Consider the following 21,821-nt stretch of genomic DNA (forward strand, 5'->3'; position numbering starts at 1 on the left):
CATGACCCCTGCCGAATTCCTGATCGAGCCGCTCGGCTACGAATTCATGACCCGGGCGCTGATCACCTGCGTCATCACCGCCGTGGTGTGCGCGGTGCTGTCCTGCTGGCTGGTGCTGATCGGCTGGTCGCTGATGGGTGACGCGGTCTCGCACGCGGTGCTGCCGGGTGTCGTCCTCGCCTACATCGTGGGCGCTCCGTTCGCGGTCGGCGCGGTGATCTTCGGGTTTCTCGCCGTCGGCCTGATCGGGCTCGTGCGCAGCACCAGCCGCGTGAAAGAGGATGCCGCCATCGGGATCGTCTTCACCACGCTGTTCTCCTTCGGCTTGGTGCTGGTGTCGGTGACGCCCAGTCAGACCGACCTGAACCACATCATCTTCGGAAACCTGCTCGGGGTCAGCCGCCCCGAACTCCTCCAGGTCGCCATCCTCGCGGTAATCGTGCTGGCCGCACTGGTGCTCAAGCGCCGCGACTTCACCCTCTACGCCTTCGACCCCACCCACGCGCACGCCCTCGGCCTGCGCCCGCGCACCCTGGGCGCCGCGCTGCTGGCGCTGCTGGCGCTCACCTCGGTGCTCGCGCTGCAAGCCGTCGGCGTCATCCTGGTGGTGGCGATGCTGATCATCCCGGGCGCCACCGCGTACCTGCTCACCGATCGTTTCGGCCGGATGCTGCTGATCGCCCCCACGGTCTCGGCGACCTGCTCGGTGACCGGCCTCTACCTCAGCTACCACCTCGACACCGCCCCCGGCGCGATGGTGGTTCTCGTCCAGGGCGCGGCCTTCACCCTCGTCTACCTCTTCGCGCCGCGCCAAGGCGTTATCGGCAAGCGCGTCAACGCCGCTCGCCGCCGGAGCGCCCTTTCCGTCAAGGCGTGAACCGAGTCGGCCACGCGGCCTTACCCTTGGGGGACTGGCTGGGAGGTAGTCGTGCGCCGCTGGTTGTTCCGGTCGACCATGCTGTTGCTCACCGCGACAGCGACTTTGGCTGCCACCGCGCTGCCCGCCGGCGCCTGCGGGGAAAGTGACGGCCACGGCCCGCACGATTCGCCGCCGCGCGTCACGGGCACGCCCGGCGCGCAGCGCAACGTCGAAGCCGTCGGTCACGTCCCGGATGCGAAAGGCGCTATCTCGCTGCAGTTCCTGCAGTACGGCGAACGCGACGTCATGGTCGTCTCCGGCGAGTTCGGGCTGAAGACCTACGACCTCACCGCGAATCCGGTGGCGCCGAAGCTGATCGGGCAGCTCGACCTGCCCGGCCTGTGGGAAACCGAGGACACCGAGGTCGACCCGGAGCGCAAGCTGGCCTTCCTCGCCCGCGACCCGCGCGCCTTCGCGGGCCAACCGGGTACGGGCGAGTCCGGTGTCTACGTGGTGGACCTGGCCGTGCCGGAGCAACCGGCCACGCTGAGCTATGTGGCCGTGCCCGCCGGCCACACCACCACCTGCGTCAACGACTGCCAATACCTGTGGACCGGAGGCCCGGCCAAGGCGAACACCATGCCCGCCGACTGGGGCGGCCGGCCGATCTGGGTCACCGACGTCCGAAACCCCCGCGCGCCAAGGGTTTTCCCGGACCCGATCGAGCTGGCCCGCAACGACGGCAAGACCGACTACGTGCACGACGTCCAAGTGGACGCGCACGGCGTCGCCTGGGTGTCCGGGCGCGGTGGTGTGCGCGGATACTGGACCGAGGGCACGCACAAGGACCCGGTGAGCGGCGAACGCTATCGGGCCTGGCCGAACGACCCGATTCCCTATGCGGGCGGCGGACTCTCGGAATCGGCGGCCCCAACCCGGTTCATGCACAACAGCTTCCGCCCGGTCGGCGATCGCACGAAAGACGGTGGCAGCGATGGGAACCTCCTCTACGCCACCGAGGAAAGCTTCCGCCCCGGCTGCGCCGACGACGGCGCACTGGTGATCGCCTCGCTGCAAGGCTCCTACGACGGAGCCGGCTGGCGCTCCACCGTCTCGAACCCGTACCGCCTCACCACGATCGGCTCCTGGCGCGTCCACGGCCAAGAGGGCAGCGACCCGGCCTCCGACGACTGCTCCGCGCACTACTTCGACATCCAAGACAAGATCCTGGTCCAATCGTTCTACGCCCAGGGCACCAGATTCCTCGACATCACCGACCCCGCCGCCCCGCGGCAGATCGCCTACTACCGGCCCGCCGACGCCGCCGCCTGGGCCCCGTACTGGCACCGCGGCCTCGTCTACATAGCCGACAACACCCGCGGCGTCGATATCCTCGACCTCACGGTGTGACCAAAATCGCCCCGAAACTCATTGCGCGAGATAATGTTTCGCCATGCTCGACGTTACTGCCGAGGGAATCGGCGTGGACCGCAAATTACCCTGGGACTTCAGCGACCGGAACAAGGTAGCCGCCGCCGTCGCCTGGACCCTCGGCCTGTTCGGCGTCTTCTTCCTCGCCGTCCCCCTGGCCCTCTACATGCTCACCCGCATCCCGAAATCCGAACAGAACACCCGGGACCTGGCCATCGGCGCCCTCGTCACCGGCATCGGCTTCCCCCTGGCCATCTGGCTCTTCTACCTCCCCAGCTGAGGGCACCAGCCGCTATGTGCCACTCGGCGGGCTCGCATCGAGGACACTGGTGAGGTGGCGAACGAGCGGACTCAGTTGATCGTGGTGGATGCGGCGAATGTGGTCGGCGCTAAACCGGATGGCTGGTGGCGGGATCGGGCCGGGGCGGCGCGGCGGTTGCTGTTGAAGATCGCGACGTTGAATGAACGCCCCGGTGATGTGGTGGTGGTGCTCGAAGGGGCGGCAAAGGCAGCGATCGAGAGTGACGCACCGGAATTCGATGTGCTTCGGGTGGTGGCGGCCGACGGGTCAGGGGATGACGCGATTGTCGGGGTGGTGGCGAAAGCCGTGGAGGCGGACAGCAAGCGATCGATCATCGTGGTGACGGCGGATCGGGGACTCCGGGATCGCGTCGAAGCGCTCGGAGCGGCCACCGTGGGTCCGCACTGGCTGCTGGACCGGATCGAGCCCTAAGACAGCAGTCGGGCCTCGGTCACGAACTCGCGCATGAGCGCGTGATCCTTCACGCCCCGGCTGGACTCCACGCCGCTGGACACATCCACACCCCACGGTCGCGCGGCCGCGATCGCCGCGCGCACATTCGCGGGCGACAAGCCGCCCGCGAGCAGCCATTTCCCGCTCGGCCGGGCGGTATTGAGCGCGCCGAGATCCCAGCGTTCGCCGGACCCGGCCACGGGGGAGTCCAGTAGCAGCCACTCCTCGCCGTAGGCGCCGGTGCGCACATCCGTGTCCGAGGTCAGCGACGTCGCTCGCAGCAGCCGGAACTCGGCCAGTTCATCGAACGCCGCCCGCGGATAGGAACCGTGCAACTGCAACGCGCCGACTCCCGCCGCGCGGGCCAGCGCACCGGCCTCGGCCGCCGGAATACCGTGCACGACACCAACGGACAGCACCTGCGGCGGCACGCCCTCGAGCAACCGCCGCACCACCTCGACCGAGATCTGCCGGGCGCTGGTGGTGAAAACGAACCCCACCGCGTCGGCTCCGGCGTCCACCGCCGTGGCCACATCCTCCTCGGTGCGCAGACCGCACAGCTTCACGAACATGCCGAAAACCCTATGCGACGAGCTGTCGCCTGTGCCGGAAGCCACAGCCCGCACGCGAGACCGCCGGTGGTACTCGCGAATTCGACTCCGGCCCTGTTCGATCCGCTTGTGCTGCTAGGTCTGCTCGCGATAGCCATCTTGTCCTCGCTGGTGCCGCACGCACTCGAAATGACGGTCCTGCGGCAGATCACGGCCGCGACCTTCGGCGTGCTGATGAGCCTGATGCCCGCGGTCGCCGCCGCTGCCGGTCTGCTGCTGCTCGGTGAAGCGCTGCAACTCGCGCAAGGGGCCGGAATAGCCCTGGTGGTGCTCGCGGCGGCGGGTGCGGCGCGCAGCGGATGAGGCTTGATTGCTGATCATGTGCTGTTAGCGTGGCGCCGTGTCTAACAGCCGGAACCATTCGGCCTGGGCGATCCCGCTCGTTGTCGCGATGGGATTGCTGAGCCTGCTGGCGGTGTCGTATCTGGGCAGCGTCGTCAATTCCGAACAGCACCTGCGCGATTTCCCGCTGGTGCTGGTCAACGCCGATCAGGGCGCCTACGGCGCGCAGGTCGCCGGCGAAGTCACCGACGCGCTGGCGGGTCAGGTCGCGCTGCGGGTGACCGATACGGCGGAGGCCGAGCGACTGCTGTCGCTGGGAAATGTGTACGGCGCGGTCATGATTCCGGCGGATTTCAGCGACCGGCTGACTGCCCTGGGTCGCCCCGACGCCGATCTCGGCACACCGCCGGTCCTCGAAATCCGGACCAACCCGCGAGCGGGCGCGGTCGGAGCCTCGCTGGCCACCGAACTGGTCACTCCGGCACTCGCCCAGATCAATCGTCAGCTCGGCATCGACGCCACCACACGCGCCCGCGGCAACGGTGTCCAGCTGTCCGCCGCCGCACTGGTCACCCTCACCGACCCGGTGCGAGTGGCCGACACCCAGTACCGCCCACTGCCCACGGGCACCGGCAACGGCATCTCCGTCTTCTACTACACGCTGCTGCTGGTACTCACCGGATTCACCGGCAGCGTGCTGGTCAGCTCCGGCGTCGACGCCGCGGTCGCGGGCCGGCCGGACATCTCCGCTTGGCGGGTACTGGGATTCAAGTGGGCGCTCTTCGCGGTCGTCGCGCTGCTGATGGCCGGTATCTACCAGTTGATCGCCGCGCACCTCGGCATGCCGATCGAGCACCACCTCATGCTCTACTGCTTCGGCGCGTTCGCGGCCTTCGCTGTCGGCGTTACCGCACTGGGAATCTCGGCCACCACCTCCGCGCTGGCATCGGCGTTCCGGATGCCGATCCTCGCGATCCTCTCGATGCCGATCAATCTGCTGCTGTTCATCGCGCTGGGCATCCCGTCCTCGGGCGGTATCCGGCCGATCGAAGCGGCCCCCGGCGCGTACCACGTGCTGGCCACGTTCGAGCCGATGCGGCAGGTGTATCTCGGTGTCCGGTCGATCCTCTACTTCGATGCCCGCGCGGACGCGGGCCTGACCCAGGCGGTCATCATGTGCGCGATCGGCCTGGGTCTCGGGGTGCTCGTCGGCGTACTGGCCACCATCGGAAACGAACGCTTCCGCACGCGGGCGGCGTAACGTCGCTCCAATGTCGTACCAGGTACATGTTCAGCTGGATGCCGCGCCGGCCGAAGCCGCCCGCCGCGCAACCGATCTCGCCGCCTGCGGCATCGACGGACTCTTCACTTTCGAAGGCCAGCACGACGTGTTCTTCCCGCTGCTCGCTGCCGCGTCAGCGGTCGATGTCGCACTGTTCACCAACGTCGCGATCGCACTGCCGAGAAGCCCGCTACACCTGGCCCACGCGGCCTACGACCTCCAGGTCGTGAGCGGGGGAAGGTTCCGCCTCGGCCTCGGCTCCCAGGTGCAAGCCCACATCGAGCGCCGCTACGGCAGCACCTGGTCGCGCCCTGCCGCCCGCATGCGCGACACCGTCCGCGCCGTGAAAGCGATATTCGATGCGTGGGAAGGCAATTCGCGACTCGACTTCCGCGGCGAATTCAGCACTCACACCCTCATGTCCCCGTATTTCGATCCCGGCCCCAGTCCCTTCGGTCCGCCCCCGATTCAGCTCGGCGCGCTGGGGCCGGTGATGACCACCGCGGCGGCGGCCGTCGCCGACGGCTTGCTGGTCATGCCGTTCAACAGCAAACGCCACTTCGAGGAACGCACCCTGCCCGCGGTCGAACGCGGCTTGAACGAATCCGCCCGTACCCCTGCCGATTTCGAGATCATCCCGCAGGTCATCGTCGGCACCGGTCGCGACGACGCCGAATTGGCCGCCGCCACAACAGGAGTCCGCAGGCTGGTCGGCTTCTACGCGTCCACGCCCAACTACGTTCCGGTGCTGGAGGTCGAGGGCTGGCAGGACAAACAACCGACCCTCGCCGCCATGGCCAGACGCGGCGCGTTCAACGACATGGCCGCGCTGGTCGACGACACCATGCTCCACACCCTCGCCGTCATCGGCACCCCGGAGGAGTGCGCCCAGCAGATCGCCGACCGCTTCGGCGACCACGCCCACCAAGTCTGCTGCTACTTCCCGGGATACGACATCTCCTCGGCCAACCTGACCGACCTGGTTGCGGCACTGCACGCCACCTAGCGCCCGCCACTCTCTGGGGTGATTTTCGCACCCCTCCGGCGGCCGAGCCGCCGCCCCAGGGTGCCTTCTGGGCCAGTTGCTTTTGCTCGAACATTGTTCGTACAGGCAAAAGCCAGCAACTTCCCCCAGAGAGATCCGTCCTTGAGAAACTTCAGCAGCCGCGCAACAGCAGGACTGTTCATCGGCACCCTGACCGCCGCCGCCCTCGTCGCCGTCCCCGCCACGGCGCACGCCGAGCAAGCGGACGACGTCGTCACCATCCAGCAGGTTTCCAGCGGGCGCTATCTCGACGCCTGGGCCGACGGCACCCACGACTACAACGTCGTCACCCGGCCGAAGCAGGGGGACACCAGCCAGCAGTGGCGGATCAACTGGGATGACAGCGGCACCGGAACCGGCACCGTGCAGCAGGTCAGCAGCCACCGCTACCTGGACGCCCACGAGATCGAGTCACTGGACTACCGCCTGGTCACCCGCCCCGCCCAGAACAACAACACCCAGCTCTGGCACATCCGCGCCATCGGCGACGGCAAGTACACGATCCAGCAGGTCTCCAACAACCGCTATGTGGACGCCCACGAGATCGCCGAGAAGGACTACAACGTGGTCAGCCGTCCGGCACAGAACAATCCGACCCAGCAATTCGTGCTGGTAGTGGTCGGCCACTGACCCCGAGGTCCCCTCTGTTCCGCCGCATCTCCTTTGGATGCGGCGGAACAGTCGCGTGTTGGATGACCGCGCTGTCGCCGACCTCGTTCCGGTGATTGCCACCGGTCTGCTGAACCCAGTGACGCTGGCGCGCCTCGGTCCGGCGTGGCCCATAAAACAGCGCATTCTTCTGTGCTCTACTCGACTGTCGAGTCCTATTGCTATCCGATTGCTGTTGATTGATACCGGCTTCCGCAACGGCGGCATCGCCCGGTGCGCCGAGGGAAAGGGATGATGGGGATGGGTCACACATGGTGATGAGCCGACCGGCCACCGGTCCAGGCGAGACCGGCGAACTGCTGCTGCGCTCGGCGCGCTGGTTCCGTCCGGGCACGCCGGCGGCGGATCTGCACAGCGAACAGATCGAGGGCGGGCGCGAAGGCGATGTGTTCTACCGCGACCGGTGGAGCCACGACAAGATCGTCTACTCCACCCACGGTGTGAACTGCACCGGCTCGTGCCGCTGGAAGGTCTACGTCAAGGACGGCATCATCACCTGGGAGACCCAGGCCACCGACTATCCCTCGGTCGGCCCGGATCGCCCCGAGTACGAGCCGCGCGGTTGCCCGCGCGGCGCCTCGTTCTCCTGGTACACCTACTCGCCGACCCGGGTCCGCTATCCGTATATCCGCGGTGTGCTGCTGGAGCTGTATCGCGAGGCCCGCACCCGCCTCGGCGATCCGGTCCTGGCATGGGCTGACATCCAAGCCGATCCGGAACGCCGGCGGCGCTACCAGCAGGCCCGGGGCAAGGGCGGCCTGGTGCGCGCCACCTGGGACGAGGCGATCGAGATCGCCGCCGCCGCACACGTGCACGCGATCAAGAACTACGGCCCGGACCGGGTCGCCGGGTTCTCGCCGATCCCCGCGATGTCGATGGTCTCGCATGCCTCGGGCGCACGATTCATGGGTTTGATCGGCGCGCCCATGCTGTCGTTCTACGACTGGTACGCCGATCTGCCGGTCGCCTCGCCGCAGGTGTTCGGTGACCAGACCGATGTGCCCGAGTCCGGTGACTGGTGGGACGCGGCCTATCTCATGATGTGGGGCTCCAACGTCCCGGTGACCCGCACCCCGGACGCGCACTGGATGGCCGAGGCGCGCTACCGCGGTCAGAAGGTCGTGGTCGTCGCCCCCGACTATGCCGACAACGCCAAGTTCGCCGACGAATGGCTGCACCCGCATCCGGGCACCGACGGCGCACTCGCCCTGGCGATGGGCCATGTGGTGCTCAAGGAATGCTTCGTGGACCGGCAGGTGCCGTTCTTCACCGACTACATCCGGCAGTTCACCGACCTGCCGTTCCTGGTGACGCTGACCGAACGGGACGGCGCTTACGTGCCGGACAAGTTCGTGCGCGCGGCCGATCTCGGCGACACCGGGGAGGGCGCGCAGTGGAAGACGGTGCTGCTGGACGAGACCAGCGGGCAACCGGTGGTGCCGAACGGTTCGCTGGGCTTCCGGTGGACCGAATCCGGCGCGGGCCGTTGGAATTTGGATCTCGAGCAGGTCCGGCCGCTGCTGTCGCTGCACGGGCGCGGCAGCGGCGTGGAGGTGGTGCTGCCGCGCTTCGACACCGAGGGCGGCGAGCACGGCCAGGGCCGCGGCGAGACGCTGCGCCGCGGTGTTCCGGCGCAGCGGCTGACTGCGGACGGGCCGCTGGTGACCACGGTCTTCGATCTGCTGCTGGCCCAATACGGAGTGGCCCGAACGGAATTGCCCGGGGACTGGCCCAGTTCGTACGCCGACGCCGAAGCTTCCTGCACGCCCGCGTGGGCCGAGCGGATCACCTCGGTACCGGCGGCGCGCACTATCAAGATCGCCCGCGAATTCGCTGCTGTCGCAGAGGAATCCAAGGGCCGCTGCATGATTCTCATGGGCGCGGGCACCAATCACTGGTTCCACTCCGAGACGATCTACCGCGCGTTCCTCTCGCTGCTGCTGCTCACCGGTTGTCAAGGCCGCAACGGCGGCGGCTGGGCCCACTACGTCGGGCAGGAGAAGTGCCGCCCGGTGACCGGCTGGGCCACCCTGGCCTCGGCCAACGACTGGTCCCGGCCGCCGCGTCAAATGATCGGCACCGCATGGTTTTTCACCAACACCGATCAGTGGCGTTACGACGGATTCACCGCCGATGTCATGGCCTCGCCGCTCGGCACGGGCCGCTTCGAGGGCATGACCGGGGCCGATGTGCTGGCTCAGTCCGCGCGCATGGGCTGGATGCCGTCGTACCCGACTTTCGACCGCAACCCGCTGGACCTGGCCGACGAGGCAACCGCCTCCGGTAAAGCGCCCGCCGATTATGTGGTGGACGAGTTACGCAGCGGCCGAATGGGTTTCGCTTGCGAGGACCCGGACGCGCCGCAGAACTGGCCGCGCGTGCTCACGCTGTGGCGGTCCAACCTGCTGGGCTCCTCGGCCAAAGGCGCGGAATACTTCACCAAACACCTGCTGGGCACCCAGTCCTCGCTGCGCGCCGAACAAGCGCCCCCGGAGGCGCGCCCCCGGGATGTGGTGTGGCACGACGAGGCTCCGGAGGGCAAGCTCGACCTGCTGCTCACGATCGATTTCCGCATGACCTCCTCGACCATGCTCTCCGACGTGGTGCTGCCCGCCGCGACCTGGTACGAGAAGCACGATCTGTCCTCCACGGACATGCATCCCTACGTGCATTCCTTTGCCCCAGCGGTGAATCCGCCGTGGCAGGCGCGCACCGACTTCGACGCCTTCTACGATCTGGCGTCGCGACTGAGCGAGCTCGCCGTCGGCCACCTCGACACCCGGCACGATGTGGTGGCGACCGCGCTGCAGCACGACACCGTCGGTGAGACAGCGCAACCCGGCGGTGTCGCGCTGGATTGGCGTGCGGGAGACTGCGAGCCGATCCCCGGCCAGACCATGCCCGGGCTGACGGTGGTGGAGCGCGACTACACCGCCATCGCAACGAAATTCGCTTCGCTGGGCCCGCTGGCCGACAAACTCGGCTTACCGGCCAAGGGCATCATGCTGCGCCCCGATGCCGAGATCGACTATCTGCGCGGCGTCAACGGCGTAGTGGCCTCGGGGATCGCCGCCGGGCGTCCGGCGCTGGACACCGATCTCAAGGCCGCCAACGCGATTCTCGCGCTGTCCGGAACGACCAACGGGCGCTTGGCGGTTCAGGGTTTCGAGACCCTGGAGAAGCGCACCGGCCAGCACATGGCACACCTGGCGCTGGAGAAGGAGGGTGTGCGGATCACTTACGCCGACACCCAGGCTGCCCCGGTGCCGGTCATCACCTCGCCGGAGTGGTCGGGCAGTGAATCCGGCGGGCGGCGGTACGCGCCGTTCACCCTCAACACCGAACATCTCAAACCCTGGCACACGCTGACCGGGCGGCAGCATTTCTTCCTCGACCACGACTGGATGCACGAGCTGGGGGAGGCGCTGCCGGTGTACCGGCCGCCGCTGGACATGCGGCGGCTCTTCGGCGAACCCGCGCTCGGGCCGGATGGCCAGAACGAAGTGACCGTCCGCTATCTGACCCCGCACAACAAGTGGTCGATTCACTCGGAGTACCAGGACAACCTGTTCATGCTGTCGCTTTCGCGTGGCGGGCAAGGGATCTGGATGTCGGTGGAGGATGCCGAGGCCATCGGTGTCGCCGACAACGACTGGATCGAGGCGGTGAACCGCAACGGCGTGGTGGTGGCGCGCGCCATCGTGTCCCCGCGGATGCCGCGCGGGACGGTGTACATGCACCACGCGCAGGAGCGCACGGTCAACGTCCCGAAGTCCGAAACCGACGGCCGCCGTGGCGGTATCCACAATTCGCTGACCCGGGTGCTGCTCAAACCCACCCATCTGATCGGCGGCTACGCCCAATTGTCCTGGGCATTCAACTATTTCGGCCCGACCGGCAACCAGCGTGACGAGATCACCGTGATCCGCCGCCGCACCCAGGAGGTGACGTACTGATGCGCGTGATGGCACAGATCGCGATGGTGATGAATCTCGACAAATGCATCGGCTGCCATACCTGCTCGGTGACCTGCAAGCAGACCTGGACCAACCGTTCCGGCATGGAGTACGTCTGGTTCAACAATGTGGAAACCCGTCCGGGACAAGGGTATCCGCGTCGGTACGAGGATCAGGAGCAGTGGAAGGGCGGCTGGACGCTGAACCGGCGCGGCAAGCTCAAGCTCAAGCAGGGCTCACGCCTGTGGAAGCTGGCCAGCCTGTTCGCCAACCCGGTGCTGCCCACCGTGCGCGACTACTACGAGCCGTGGACCTACGACTACCGCAACCTCACCGACGCGCCGCTGGGCGACGACTATCCGGTCGCGCCGCCGCGCTCGCTGATCACCGACAAGCCGATGTCGGTGCAATGGTCGGCCAACTGGGACGACAACCTGGGCGGTGCGGCCGAGCACGGGCAAGAGGACCCGAACGTGGTGAAGATGCGCGAGGAGGTGGGCGAGAAGATTCGCTTCACCTTCGAGGAAAGTTTCATGTTCTACCTGCCGCGCATCTGCGAGCACTGCCTCAACCCGGCCTGTGTCGCGGCCTGCCCGTCGGGGGCGATCTACAAGCGCGCCGAGGACGGCATCGTGCTGGTCGATCAGGACCAGTGCCGTGGCTGGCGACAGTGCGTCACCGGCTGCCCGTACAAGAAGATCTACTTCAACCACAAGACCGGCAAGGCCGAGAAGTGCACCTTCTGCTACCCGCGCGTGGAGGTCGGCCTGCCCACCGTGTGCTCGGAGACCTGCGTCGGGCGGCTGCGCTACCTCGGCGTCATGCTCTACGACGCCGACAAGATCACCGTCGCGGCGGCAACCAAGGATGAAAAGCAGCTCTACCAAGCACAATTGGAGTGCTTCCTCGATCCCGCTGATCCGACTGTGCGGCGCGCCGCCGAACGCGACGGCATCTCACGCGAGTGGCTCGATGCCGCCCAGCGCTCCCCGGTGCACGCGCTGATCAGCAAGTACAAGGTGGCGTTGCCGCTGCATCCGGAATACCGGACCATGCCGATGGTCTGGTACATCCCGCCGTTGTCTCCGGTGGTGGATGCGGTGGCCGACAGCGGATTCGACGGCGAGGACGCGGGCAACCTGTTCGGCGCGATCGATGCGCTGCGCATCCCGCTGCAATACCTGGCCGAGCTGTTCACCGCAGGCGATACCGGCCCGGTGCGCGCCAGCCTGAATCGCCTGGCCGCCATGCGATCCCACATGGCCGACATCAATCTCGGACGCACCGTCTCCGAGGAGAAGGCAGCCGCTGTCGGCATGACCGCCGGTGAGATCGAGCAGATGTTCCACCTGCTCGCCATCGCGAAATACGAAGACCGCTATGTGATTCCGACCGCCGCCATGGCCGACGCGCACAGCTTGGAGGAGGCGGCGGTGGGGTCCGGTTGCAGCCTCGACTACGAGGGCGGACCGGGTATGTCCGAGGACGGCTCCTTCGGTGCCGGGTCCGGGCGGAAGTCGCTGCCGCTGGTGACCATCGAAAGCTTCCACGCCATGCGCAAACAGCAGACCGCGGACACGCCCGAGGAGACGCGGTCATGAAGCGGATCAGTGACGATATCGCGATCGTGTACCGGGTGGCGGCCGCGTGCTTGGCCTACCCGGATGCCGAATTCCGCACGGACATCGCCGAATTCGATCGGGCGCTGGGCCCGGTTCGGCATCCGGCCGCGGCCCGGCTGCGCGAATTCCTCGGCGCGACAGCGCAACTCGGTGATGATCAGCGCACCGCGGCGTACGTCGACACCTTCGACTTCACCAATCGGCACAGCCTGTACCTGACCTGGTGGACCGACGGCGACACCCGTAATCGGGGTCAGGCGCTGGTGCGGTTCAAGGACCGCTACCGCGCGCACGGTTTCGATTTCGACGGCGACGAACTGCCCGACTATCTGCCCGCCGTCCTCGAATTCAGCGCTCTGGCCCGCACCGATGCCCTGTTACTCGAGCATCGTCCGGCCCTGGAACTGCTACGAATCGCGTTGAGCGAGAAAGACAATGCCTTCGCCCCGGTACTGACCGGGCTGTGTGAAACACTGCCCGGCCCGTCGCCCACCGATCGTGCGCAGGCCCGCGCTATGGCGCGCAGCGGCCCGCCCCGCGAGACCGTGGGCCTCGAGCCCTACGGCCACCTCGGAATGCTTCCCCTGCTGACTGGAGACCCGCGATGAGCACCTTCCTGTGGGGCGCGCTGCCCTATCTGGTCATCGGCCTGCTGGCCACCGGCCTGGCCTGGCGCTACCGCTACGACAAATTCGGCTGGACCACCCGCTCCTCGGAGCTGTATGAATCCAGGCTGCTCAACATCGCCTCGCCGATGTTCCACTACGGCATCCTGTTCGTCTTCGTGGGGCACATCATGGGGCTGTTCATCCCGGCCGCGTGGACCGACGCGCTGCATTTCGACGAGCACGCCTACCACCTGGTCTCGCTGTTGGGAGGCACCGCGGCCGGTGTCCTGACGATCGCCGGCATCGGCATGCTGATCTATCGCCGCCGCACCAATGCTCCTGTTTTCAATGCCACCACCCGCAACGACAAGCTCATGTACGTGGTGCTGGTGGCCGCGATCTTCTCGGGTCTGTTCGCCAAGCTGACCCACTCCAGTCTCGACGAGGGCTACGACTACCGGGGCACGATCGCGCCGTGGGCGCGCAGTATCTTCACGCTGCGTCCCGAGGTCGACCTGATGGCGCAGGCGCCGGTGGCGTTCCAGGTCCACGCGGTGATCGGGATGGCGTTGTTCGCGCTGCTGCCGTTCACCCGGCTGGTCCACATCTTCAGTGCCCCGGTGCAATACCTGTTCCGGCCCTACATCATCTACCGCTCCCGCGACCCCCGGCAGCTCGGCGAGCGCGCGCCGCAGCGCGGATGGGAACGAATCGACTCCGGACGATGACCGACCAGCCCGGACTGCGGCGGCCGCACCCGGACGCCAATGCCGAACCCGGAGCCATCGGACCGAACGTCGTCTTCGTCGCCGCCGCGGCGGCCATGGGCGGCTTCCTGTTCGGCTACGACTCCTCGGTCATCAACGGCGCGGTCACCGGCATCCAGTCCGACTTCGGCGTCTCCTCGGCCACCATGGGATTCATCGTGGCCGCGGCGCTGCCGGGTGCGGCCGCCGGTGCGCTGAGCGCGGGCTGGCTGGCCGACCGCTGGGGACGCACCCGGGTGATGCAGCTCAGTGCGCTGTTGTTCGCGATCAGCGGTCTGGGCAGCATGTTCGCTTTCGGGGACACCGATCTGACGGTGTGGCGCTTCGCCGGCGGGGTCGCCATCGGCGCGGCCTCGGTGGTCGCGCCCGCCTACATCGCCGAGGTCGCGCCGCCGGCCTATCGCGGGCGGCTGGCTTCGTTCCAGCAGTTGGCGATCGTGCTGGGCATCGCGCTCTCCGCACTGGTCAACTACCTGATCAATATGGCGGCGGGCGGGTCGAACGACGCTGATCTGCACGGACTTTCGGCCTGGCGCTGGATGCTGGGCGCCGAGGTGGTGCCCGCCGTGGTCTACGGCGCCATGGCATTCCTGATTCCGGAGTCGCCGCGCTACCTGATCGCCAACGGGCGGGAGGACGAGGCCCGCAAGGTACTCGCGGATGTGGAGAACGACGATCCGGCCCACCTGGACAGGCGCGTGGACGAAATCCGTACCGCCATGACCGGTGAAGTCCGTTCGGGGCCAAAGGACCTGCTCAGCCATTCCCGTGGCGTGCTGCTGCCCATCGTGTGGATCGGTATCGGGGTGTCGGCGCTACAGCAGCTCGTGGGCATCAACGTGATCTTCTATTACTCGTCGCTGCTGTGGCAGCAGGTCGGCATCGATACCTCGAATTCGCTGCTGGTGTCGATGATTTCCTCGGTGATCAATATCGTCGGCACGTTGATCGCCATGGCCTTGGTCGACCGCGTCGGGCGTAAGCCGCTGCTGTTGGTCGGTTCGGTGGGCATGGCGGTGACGCTGGGTCTGTGCGCGTGGATGTTCTCCTATGTCGGTGGCTCGCAGGACCATCCGTCGATGCCCAAGGTGCCCGGGACCATCGCGCTGGTTTCGGCCAATCTGTATGTGCTGTTCTACGCGCTGTCCTGGGGCGTGGTGGTGTGGGTGCTGCTCGGTGAGATGTTCCCCAATCGCATTCGCGCCATAGCGCTTTCGGTGGCGGCGAGTGCGCAGTGGGTGGCCAACTGGCTGATCACCGTCTCGTTCCCGTCGCTGTCGGCGTGGAGCCTGTCCGGCGCGTACGGGCTGTACGCGCTCGCAGCGGTCGTCTCCATTCCGTTCGTGCGGCATCTGGTGCGCGAAACCAAGGGCCGCACACTGGAATCCATGGGTTGACCAGTCGAAGACAGTGGGGCGCAGTCCTATAGCTGCACCGCGACCTTGATGTCGTTGTGCCCGGGAGTGAAGGCGTCGGCGGCCTGCGTCAGCGGGAGCTGCCGGGTGATGAGTCCGGCCAGCCATTCCTGATCGGCGGCGGCCAGTGCTTCGGCCGCCTGGTGGTAGTGCCGCTTGTTGGCATTGACCGACCCGAAGATCAGGTCGTTCTCCAGCACGATGTTGCGGTTCGCGGCGCCGGCGTCGAAGGTGACCGGTCGCCCGACCGGGGAAACGCCGGTGAGACAGACGATTCCGGCTGCGGCGTTGTGCGTCATGGCATCCACGGCGACCTGCGCCGAACCGGTCGCCTCCACGATGACGTCGGGGTTGATCTTCGCGACCACCGCGGGCAGCGGGTCGCTGTGATAGGTGGCGCCCAGGGCACGCGCCATCTTCGGCTGGATCCCCTTGTCGCCCAGGGCGAGCACATGCACGTCGAGACCGCGCTGTTTGCCGATCATCGCGGCCAGCAGCCCGATCGGCCCGGCGCCGGTGACCAGCACCCGTCGATGCTCGTACCAGGCACGCGCACTGACCCGTTCGATCTGCTCCCACGCCTTGGCGACCACCGAGGCCGGTTCCATCAGCACACCCAGGTGCCCGAGCGAAGAATCCAGTTTCACGGCGTAATCGGACTCGACGGTCCACAGCTCCGAGGCGTAGCCGTCGATTTGCTTGATCCCGCGTTCGGTGTACTCGCCGTTGCGGCACATATCGAACTCGCCGTGCGCGCACGCGCCGCACGGGACGGGATCGGGGCGGCGCACGATGCCGGCCACGAGGTCTCCAGCGGCGAATCCGCTGCCTTCCGGGGCGGTCAGCACCTTCCCGAGCGACTCGTGCCCGATCACCAGACGCTCGTGTCCGGCGGGAGCCCAGCCGGACGCACCCGCGGCGATCTCACGGTCGGTACCGCAGACGCCGAAGGCGATACCTTGAACGAGGAGGTCGCCGGGTCCGGCCACCGGGTCGGGTACCTCGGTGACCGCCAGCGATCCGGCCTGCTCGGGAACGACGGTGAGTGCACGCATGAGACCTCGATTCCGTGTTGTCTACGCTATCGGTGGTCACGTTGTGATTTGCTGCAATATTGCCAGCTGCTCTAGGAGGATTCATGGCAAGTGACGCAATCCGGCCATGTATCGCTGTCGTAATGGGAGTGTCGGGGTCGGGCAAGACGACCATCGCGAACATCCTGGCCGCGCAGCTGGGCTGGGAGATGCTCGAGGGTGACGACCTGCATCCACCGGCCAACATCGCGAAGATGGCCGCGGAGCATCCACTCACCGACGAAGACCGCTGGCCGTGGCTGGAATCGATTGCCCAGTGGATCTCGCAGCGCGTCGAAACCGGCGGATCAGCCGTCGTCACCTGCTCGGCCCTGAAACGGTCCTACCGAGATGTCTTGCGGCAAGCCATGATCGGCCACCCCGAAGCCACGCTGCTCTTCGTCTACCTGCGCGGCGCACCCGAGGAACTCCATCGCCGGCTCGTCGCACGGCAGAACCACTACATGCACGCGTCCATGCTCGATTCCCAGCTCGCCACCCTCGAAGATCCCACCGGTGAGCCCGACACCGTCACCATCGATATCGGCGGCACGCCGAATGAGGTCGCCGCCGCGGTCGCCGCCGCGCTCGAATCCCGCCGGGACGCCTGAAACGCCTACTCCTTGACGGCGTCGAAATGCAGCAGCGCGCCGGAGCGGTCGAGCTGCCGGGCTTCGAGTCCGGCAGCTCGCAGCCAGCGACCGTAGTCCTCGAGGCTGCCACTCGGGCCGAAGATGCCGGCCATCCGGAAGGCCCGCTGCACGGCCTCCGAGCGCAGTCCGGCCTCGCGCACGACGCAGGTGCCGACCAGGCGACCCCCCGGTCGCAGGCAGCGCGCGACCTCGCGCACGGCCGCCGCGGGATCCGGAAGGCAGTGAAAGCCGTTGTAGCTCACACAGATATCGAATTCGCCGTCGGTGAAAGGCAAGTGCTCGATATCCGCGATCCGAGTTTCGACGCGCACGCCCAGGCGTTGGGCGCGTTGCTCGGTTCGTTCCAGCATGGCGGTGGAGATGTCGGCCGCCACGTACCGCAACCGCTGCTGCGGGCGCAAGGCGCGCAGGGCGATACCGCCACCGCAGGGCACGTCGAGCACCGCGGTGTCGTCGGGCAGTTCGCCCAGGAAGCGCATGCTGTCGTACAGGCGGCGCGTATCGGTGCCCCATAGCGCGAAACCGCCGGGCCGGGCCAGGTACTCCCGTTCGGCTACGGCATCGTAGAGGCCCGCGAACACCTTCCCGAACGCAGCGCCGCTCCAGGTTCCCCGTACATCCGCCATCGTCCGCTCCCGTGTTGTTGTTCGACTGTCAACTGCGGATTCTCCGGCTGTAGCGTAGGCGGATTCGGATGCCGGTGTGGAACTGCTCGGAATCAACGACGCGCACAGGCGTTGACTTGGACATGACCTCGGCGCTCTCGGGAACCCGCTTCTCCATCCTGGACCGGTCGCGCACGCGGCAAGGCCAGACCCATCCGGCGGCGCTGCGGGAGACCGTGGAGTTCGGGCAACTCGCCGAGCGCTGGGGATATCACCGGTTCTGGGTCTCCGAGCATCACAGTGTGCCGGGGGTGGCGGGCTCCGCGCCCACCGTGCTCGCCGGGGCGGTCGCCGCGGCCACCGCGCGGATCCGGGTCGGGACCGGCGGTGTGATGCTGCCCAATCATCAACCGCTGGTGGTGGCCGAACAGTTCGGTGTGCTGGAGTCGCTGTATCCGGGCCGCATCGACATGGGACTGGGCCGGTCGGTGGGGTTCACCGACGGGGTCCGGCGCGCGCTCGGGCACGGCAAAGGGGACGCCGAGGACTTCGACGACCAGCTGACCGAACTGCTGGGCTATTTCGACGGTGGTCAGCACGGCGTGCACGCCTGGCCCGCGGAAGGCCTGCGGGTGCCCGCCTTCCTGCTGGCCACCGGTTCCGGCGCGCAACGGGCGGCGCGTTTCGGGCTGCCGCTGGTGATCGCGGCGGTCACCGGCGAGGAAGCCATGGTGACGGCAATCGAGCAGTACCGCACCGACTTCCGCGCCGGGCCGCAGGGTGACGCTCCCTATGTCATGGTCTCGGCGTCGGTGGTCGTCGCCGATACCCGGGAGCAAGCCCGCAGGCTGCTCATGCCCGAAGCGTGGTCAGCCGCGTATTCGCGCACCCGCGGCGAATTCCCGCCGCTGCGCGCGCCCGAGGAGATCGAGCGCGAAATCATGACGGAACGTCAGCGCGGCCTCTTCGACGAGAGCATGCGCGGTCATATCCACGGCAGCGAAGACCAGGTCCTGCCCGCGCTGCGGGACCTGATCGGGCGCACCGGCGCGGACGAAATCCTGGTCCACACCAGCACTTTCGACCGCGCGGCGCGCCTCGAATCACACCGTCGGCTGGCCGCCGCGGTCGGACTGGGCGAGATGGCTTTCGGCGGCAGCGTTACCGGCCGTTCGTCGTAGCGGCCAGCCGCGCGGCCGCGTCGGCGACGGGGGTGTCGCCGCCGGTGAGTTCGACGATGACGCGGCCGAGGCGCGGCTCGTGCAGCGCGGCGGCGAGGAAAGCCGCCACGTCGTCGCGCGGCACGGTGCCGTACTCGATGGCCGGTCCCGCGGTGACCCGGCCGGTTCCGGGATCGTCGAGCAGGGTGCCGGGCCGGACGATGAGCCAGTCGAGACCGGTGCGGGTCAGATAGACATCGGCGGTCTTCTTGATCCGCATGTAGTGCTCGAACCCGGCCGAGGTCTCGCGGTCGCGCCCGGCATCCGGGAACACCGAGACAAGCACGAATCGGGAAACTCCGGCACGGGTGGCGGCCTCGGCGGCTTTCTCCAGGCCCTTGCCGTCGATCAGCGTGGTCTGGTCGACGCCGGTGCCGTGCGCTCCGGCCGAGAACACCACCGCATCGTGCCCGGCGATCTTGGCGGCCAGCTCGTCGACGGAATCCGCGATCAGATCCGCGGGCAGGGGAGTGGCTCCGGCCGCGCGGACGACGTCCGCCTGGCTCGGGTTGCGGTACATCCCGGTGACTTCGTCGCCGTGTTCGGTGAGCAAGCGGGTGAGCCTGCGTCCGATACCTCCGGCGGCGCCGATCTGGAAGACCTTCATAAGTTCCCACTCTAGGGAACTGGCTGGACAGTCGGCGGGATTGCCGCGATGATCGCCGGTACTTGCTATTCGATCTCGGGGTGTATTGATGTCGCTGTTGCGAAAATCCGCGCTGGCCATGGTAATTCCGGCGGCCGCCGCACTGATGGTCACGGGGGCGGGGAGCGCGGCGGCGGCCCCCGATCTGTACGGCGCGATCGCGGTGCGGACCAAGGGAGTCGGCGCGGCAGCCGACTATCGCACGCAGAAGGAAGCGGACGCGGCGGCCATCAAAGCCTGTGGTGATCCGGCGCTGTGCACGGTGATGGCGCGGTTCTACAACCAGTGCGGTGCGGTGTCCGAACGCGACATCGCCTGGCCGCTCGGTACCAGTCCGCTGTACTGGGCCGGAACCGGCGCCACGGCCGCCGACGCGCACCGGAACGCGATGTTCATGGCGGGCAATGAGCCGATCTCGGTGCCCGGGGTCTGGTGGGTCGCGCGACCGGCGTTCGTGCTGGACACCATCTGCACGTCGAACGCGGGGTGAGCAGATGACTCTGCTGCGAAAATCCGCGCTGGCCTTGGTAATTCCAGTTGCCGGGGCGCTCGTGGCCACGGCCTCCGGCTCCGCGCAGGCCGAGAGGTATCTCTACGGCGCGATCGCCATGGGCGTCAACCGAGTGGGCACGTCCTTCGACTTCCCGGACCAGAGCTCCGCGGACGAAGCCGCCCTGGAGGCGTGCGGCAAAGAGGCCGGCTGCTGGATCGCGGTCCGGATTCAGAACGAATGCGGCTCGGTCGCGCAGCTGGAGGTTAAGGCTTTCCCGTGGACTGTGCTACCGGAGGTCCCGGGGTTGTCGGTCCAGCCGCTGCACTACTACGGCACCGGCGCCACGGCGCGCGAGGCGGAGGCGGCGGCGATGCGGCTCGCGGACGCGCCCCGCATGCAATCGTGGACTTTCCAGATTGTGCGGGCGCCCTTCATCTTGGACACCATCTGCACCTCGAACGCCCGCCGCTGAGCGTCACCCCGGATATTGGTGTGCTCGCGTCTGCGGCACCACCGGCGGATCCCCGGCCGGAGGATTCGCCGGACGCTGGACGGGTGGCACGTACTGCTGGGTGGGCGGCGGCGCGCTGGCGACCGGCTCGTGCGTCTCGACCATATCGGCGGTCGGCGGTGCGCTGGCCGGGGCCGGGGCCGATGTAACCGACTGTGGCACAACGGTCGTCGACGTCGCGGGGCTGGTGGTGGGGGAGTCTTCGCGCATCGTGAATGCCGCGCCGACCACCACGCCGACACCGGCCAGCAGCAGACCCGACAGCATCGCGAACCGCTGCTTGCGCGCCGAACCGCCGGTATCGTCCGGCTCCGCGCTGCCCGGCAGCGGCGGGGTGGGATCGTTCCGACGCGGGACCGGTGCGCCACGGATGACGGTCGGTACCGCCGCCTGATTGATCGCTGGGGGGCTCGAAACCCCGACCGGCCGTCGCTTTTCCAGGGCCACCGCCGGTAGCAGGGCCCGGGCGGCGGCCTCGGCGAGGGCGGTGCAGGTGGGGTATCGATCCTGCGGCGACTTGGCCATCGCGGTAGCGATCACCGCATCCAGTTCGGCGGGTAGCTCTGGACGGTGATCGCTCGGCGCGGGTGGCGACGCGCTCAGGTGCGCGCCGATCACCGCGGCCTGATCCTTGCGCGGGAACGGCTGCTGACCGGTCAGCAGTTGAAACAGCGTGCAGCCCAGCGAATAGACGTCGGCGTGGCGGCCGGCGGGCGCGTTGGTGAAGCGCTCCGGAGCGGCATAGGCGAAGGTCGCGGCGATACCGGAGAGCGTGACGGTGTCGTCGAGGGTGCGGGCGATTCCGAAATCGGTGAGCACCGCCCGCTCACCATGCCGGGGACTGTTCTCGACCAGCAGATTCGCCGGTTTGACATCCCGGTGCAGGACACCCTGATCGTGCGCGTAATCCAGCGCGTGCGCGGCATCGGTGAGCAACCGCACCGCCCGCGCGGCCTCGAGTCCACCCGGATGCGCGGTCAGCAACCCGGCCGCGTCACCGCCGTCGATATAGCGCATCGCCAGCCACAGCGCCGGATCCTCGGCGGCGCTGCGGTCATAGACCGCAACGATATTCGGGTGATCGAGCCCCGCGGCGACGGTCGCTTCCCGATCGAAGGCGGCGCGCGTCTTCTGATCCGCGGTGAACGAGTTGGCGAGCACCTTCAGCGCGACCCGGCGCTGCAACCGTGGATGCTCGGCCAGGTACACCGTGCCCATTCCGCCCGTCCCGAGCACCCGTTCGATGGTGAAACCGGCGAAATGCGCCCCCGGCTGCAAACTCACGACCACCCTCCCCGGCACCGGCCGCGCACCCGAAA

Annotated in this window: 23 protein-coding genes; 18 read left to right on the plus strand and 5 right to left on the minus strand. The window is 67.7% G+C overall.

The genetic code is table 11. The features are described 5' to 3' along the window. Position 1: 1 nt before the first annotated feature. Genes IBX22_RS33015 through IBX22_RS33030 form a run of 4 tightly spaced genes read left to right on the plus strand, consistent with a single transcriptional unit; the run spans position 2 to position 3,023 of the window. On the plus strand, positions 2-877 hold the full coding sequence (locus IBX22_RS33015; RefSeq protein WP_194819723.1) for a metal ABC transporter permease: 876 nt from the start codon (positions 2-4) through the stop codon (positions 875-877). A 51-nt stretch (positions 878-928) separates the two neighbouring features. After that, positions 929-2,269, plus strand: a complete 1,341-nt coding sequence (locus IBX22_RS33020; protein WP_194819724.1) for an LVIVD repeat-containing protein — start codon at positions 929-931, stop codon at positions 2,267-2,269. Between the two features lie 43 nt (positions 2,270-2,312). Beyond that, positions 2,313-2,570 (plus strand): hypothetical protein, encoded by a 258-nt coding sequence (locus IBX22_RS33025; RefSeq protein WP_194819725.1) that lies wholly within the window; start codon positions 2,313-2,315, stop codon positions 2,568-2,570. A gap of 54 nt (positions 2,571-2,624) precedes the next feature. After that, positions 2,625-3,023, plus strand: a complete 399-nt coding sequence (locus IBX22_RS33030; protein WP_194819726.1) for a hypothetical protein — start codon at positions 2,625-2,627, stop codon at positions 3,021-3,023. Here IBX22_RS33030 and IBX22_RS33035 read toward each other — a convergent pair. Further along, on the minus strand, positions 3,020-3,616 hold the full coding sequence (locus IBX22_RS33035; RefSeq protein WP_194819727.1) for a phosphoribosylanthranilate isomerase: 597 nt from the start codon (positions 3,614-3,616) through the stop codon (positions 3,020-3,022). The genes IBX22_RS33030 and IBX22_RS33035 overlap by 4 nt on opposite strands. A gap of 66 nt (positions 3,617-3,682) precedes the next feature. On the opposite strand from IBX22_RS33035, the gene IBX22_RS33040 reads away from it, so the two are divergent. From IBX22_RS33040 to IBX22_RS33085, 10 genes are all read left to right on the plus strand, one after another. Next, positions 3,683-3,958, plus strand: coding sequence for an EamA family transporter (locus IBX22_RS33040; RefSeq protein WP_194819728.1), 276 nt, complete (start codon positions 3,683-3,685; stop codon positions 3,956-3,958). A 37-nt stretch (positions 3,959-3,995) separates the two neighbouring features. Continuing rightward, positions 3,996-5,198 carry a YhgE/Pip domain-containing protein gene (locus IBX22_RS33045; protein ID WP_194819729.1) on the plus strand — a complete coding sequence of 401 codons (1,203 nt, stop codon included), beginning with the start codon at positions 3,996-3,998 and terminating at the stop codon, positions 5,196-5,198. A 10-nt stretch (positions 5,199-5,208) separates the two neighbouring features. Further along, entirely contained in the window at positions 5,209-6,225 is a 1,017-nt protein-coding gene (locus IBX22_RS33050; RefSeq protein WP_194819730.1) for a TIGR03617 family F420-dependent LLM class oxidoreductase, read from the plus strand. 141 nt (positions 6,226-6,366) lie between these two features. Then, positions 6,367-6,894 carry an RICIN domain-containing protein gene (locus IBX22_RS33055; RefSeq protein WP_194819731.1) on the plus strand — a complete coding sequence of 176 codons (528 nt, stop codon included), beginning with the start codon at positions 6,367-6,369 and terminating at the stop codon, positions 6,892-6,894. Between the two features lie 55 nt (positions 6,895-6,949). Then, positions 6,950-7,168, plus strand: a complete 219-nt coding sequence (locus IBX22_RS33060; protein WP_194819732.1) for a hypothetical protein — start codon at positions 6,950-6,952, stop codon at positions 7,166-7,168. Positions 7,169-7,190: 22 nt separating this feature from the next. After that, positions 7,191-10,889 carry a nitrate reductase subunit alpha gene (locus IBX22_RS33065; RefSeq protein ID WP_194819826.1) on the plus strand — a complete coding sequence of 1,233 codons (3,699 nt, stop codon included), beginning with the start codon at positions 7,191-7,193 and terminating at the stop codon, positions 10,887-10,889. Then, complete coding sequence (gene narH, locus IBX22_RS33070) at positions 10,889-12,490, plus strand: nitrate reductase subunit beta (RefSeq protein ID WP_194819733.1); 1,602 nt, start codon at positions 10,889-10,891, stop codon at positions 12,488-12,490. Before IBX22_RS33065 ends, narH begins: the two co-directional genes overlap by 1 nt. Further along, complete coding sequence (gene narJ / locus IBX22_RS33075) at positions 12,487-13,119, plus strand: nitrate reductase molybdenum cofactor assembly chaperone (protein WP_194819734.1); 633 nt, start codon at positions 12,487-12,489, stop codon at positions 13,117-13,119. The genes narH and narJ overlap by 4 nt, the downstream gene beginning before the upstream one ends. Beyond that, complete coding sequence (gene narI, locus IBX22_RS33080) at positions 13,116-13,847, plus strand: respiratory nitrate reductase subunit gamma (RefSeq protein WP_194819735.1); 732 nt, start codon at positions 13,116-13,118, stop codon at positions 13,845-13,847. Before narJ ends, narI begins: the two co-directional genes overlap by 4 nt. Further along, positions 13,844-15,283 (plus strand): sugar porter family MFS transporter, encoded by a 1,440-nt coding sequence (locus IBX22_RS33085; RefSeq protein ID WP_194819736.1) that lies wholly within the window; start codon positions 13,844-13,846, stop codon positions 15,281-15,283. The genes narI and IBX22_RS33085 overlap by 4 nt, the downstream gene beginning before the upstream one ends. A gap of 26 nt (positions 15,284-15,309) precedes the next feature. Here IBX22_RS33085 and IBX22_RS33090 read toward each other — a convergent pair whose 3' ends face one another. Beyond that, positions 15,310-16,356, minus strand: a complete 1,047-nt coding sequence (locus tag IBX22_RS33090) for a glucose 1-dehydrogenase (RefSeq protein ID WP_194819737.1) — start codon at positions 16,354-16,356, stop codon at positions 15,310-15,312. A gap of 83 nt (positions 16,357-16,439) precedes the next feature. On the opposite strand from IBX22_RS33090, the gene IBX22_RS33095 reads away from it, so the two are divergent. Then, positions 16,440-16,985 carry a gluconokinase gene (locus IBX22_RS33095; protein ID WP_194819738.1) on the plus strand — a complete coding sequence of 182 codons (546 nt, stop codon included), beginning with the start codon at positions 16,440-16,442 and terminating at the stop codon, positions 16,983-16,985. A 5-nt stretch (positions 16,986-16,990) separates the two neighbouring features. Here the strand turns inward: IBX22_RS33095 and IBX22_RS33100 are convergent, their stop codons facing one another. Further along, positions 16,991-17,653 (minus strand): class I SAM-dependent methyltransferase, encoded by a 663-nt coding sequence (locus IBX22_RS33100; protein WP_194819739.1) that lies wholly within the window; start codon positions 17,651-17,653, stop codon positions 16,991-16,993. Positions 17,654-17,775: 122 nt separating this feature from the next. Here IBX22_RS33100 and IBX22_RS33105 point away from each other — a divergent pair, with 122 nt between their 5' ends. Then, on the plus strand, positions 17,776-18,813 hold the full coding sequence (locus IBX22_RS33105) for an LLM class flavin-dependent oxidoreductase (protein ID WP_194819740.1): 1,038 nt from the start codon (positions 17,776-17,778) through the stop codon (positions 18,811-18,813). Here the strand turns inward: IBX22_RS33105 and IBX22_RS33110 are convergent. Beyond that, a complete protein-coding gene (locus IBX22_RS33110) occupies positions 18,794-19,459 on the minus strand; it encodes an SDR family oxidoreductase (RefSeq protein WP_194819741.1) in 666 nt (221 codons plus the stop codon). The genes IBX22_RS33105 and IBX22_RS33110 overlap by 20 nt on opposite strands. Positions 19,460-19,547: 88 nt before the next feature. Between IBX22_RS33110 and IBX22_RS33115 the strand changes: the two genes are divergently transcribed. Continuing rightward, positions 19,548-19,988 carry a DUF4189 domain-containing protein gene (locus IBX22_RS33115; RefSeq protein WP_194819742.1) on the plus strand — a complete coding sequence of 147 codons (441 nt, stop codon included), beginning with the start codon at positions 19,548-19,550 and terminating at the stop codon, positions 19,986-19,988. 4 nt (positions 19,989-19,992) lie between these two features. Further along, positions 19,993-20,463, plus strand: coding sequence for a DUF4189 domain-containing protein (locus IBX22_RS33120; protein WP_194819743.1), 471 nt, complete (start codon positions 19,993-19,995; stop codon positions 20,461-20,463). A gap of 3 nt (positions 20,464-20,466) precedes the next feature. On the opposite strand, the gene IBX22_RS33125 is transcribed toward IBX22_RS33120, so the two are convergent. Next, positions 20,467-21,786, minus strand: a complete 1,320-nt coding sequence (locus IBX22_RS33125; protein ID WP_194819744.1) for a serine/threonine-protein kinase — start codon at positions 21,784-21,786, stop codon at positions 20,467-20,469. Positions 21,787-21,821 lie beyond the last annotated feature (35 nt).

The sequence above is a fragment of the Nocardia sp. XZ_19_385 genome, assembly GCF_015355755.1.
Classification (GTDB): Bacteria; Actinomycetota; Actinomycetes; order Mycobacteriales; family Mycobacteriaceae; genus Nocardia.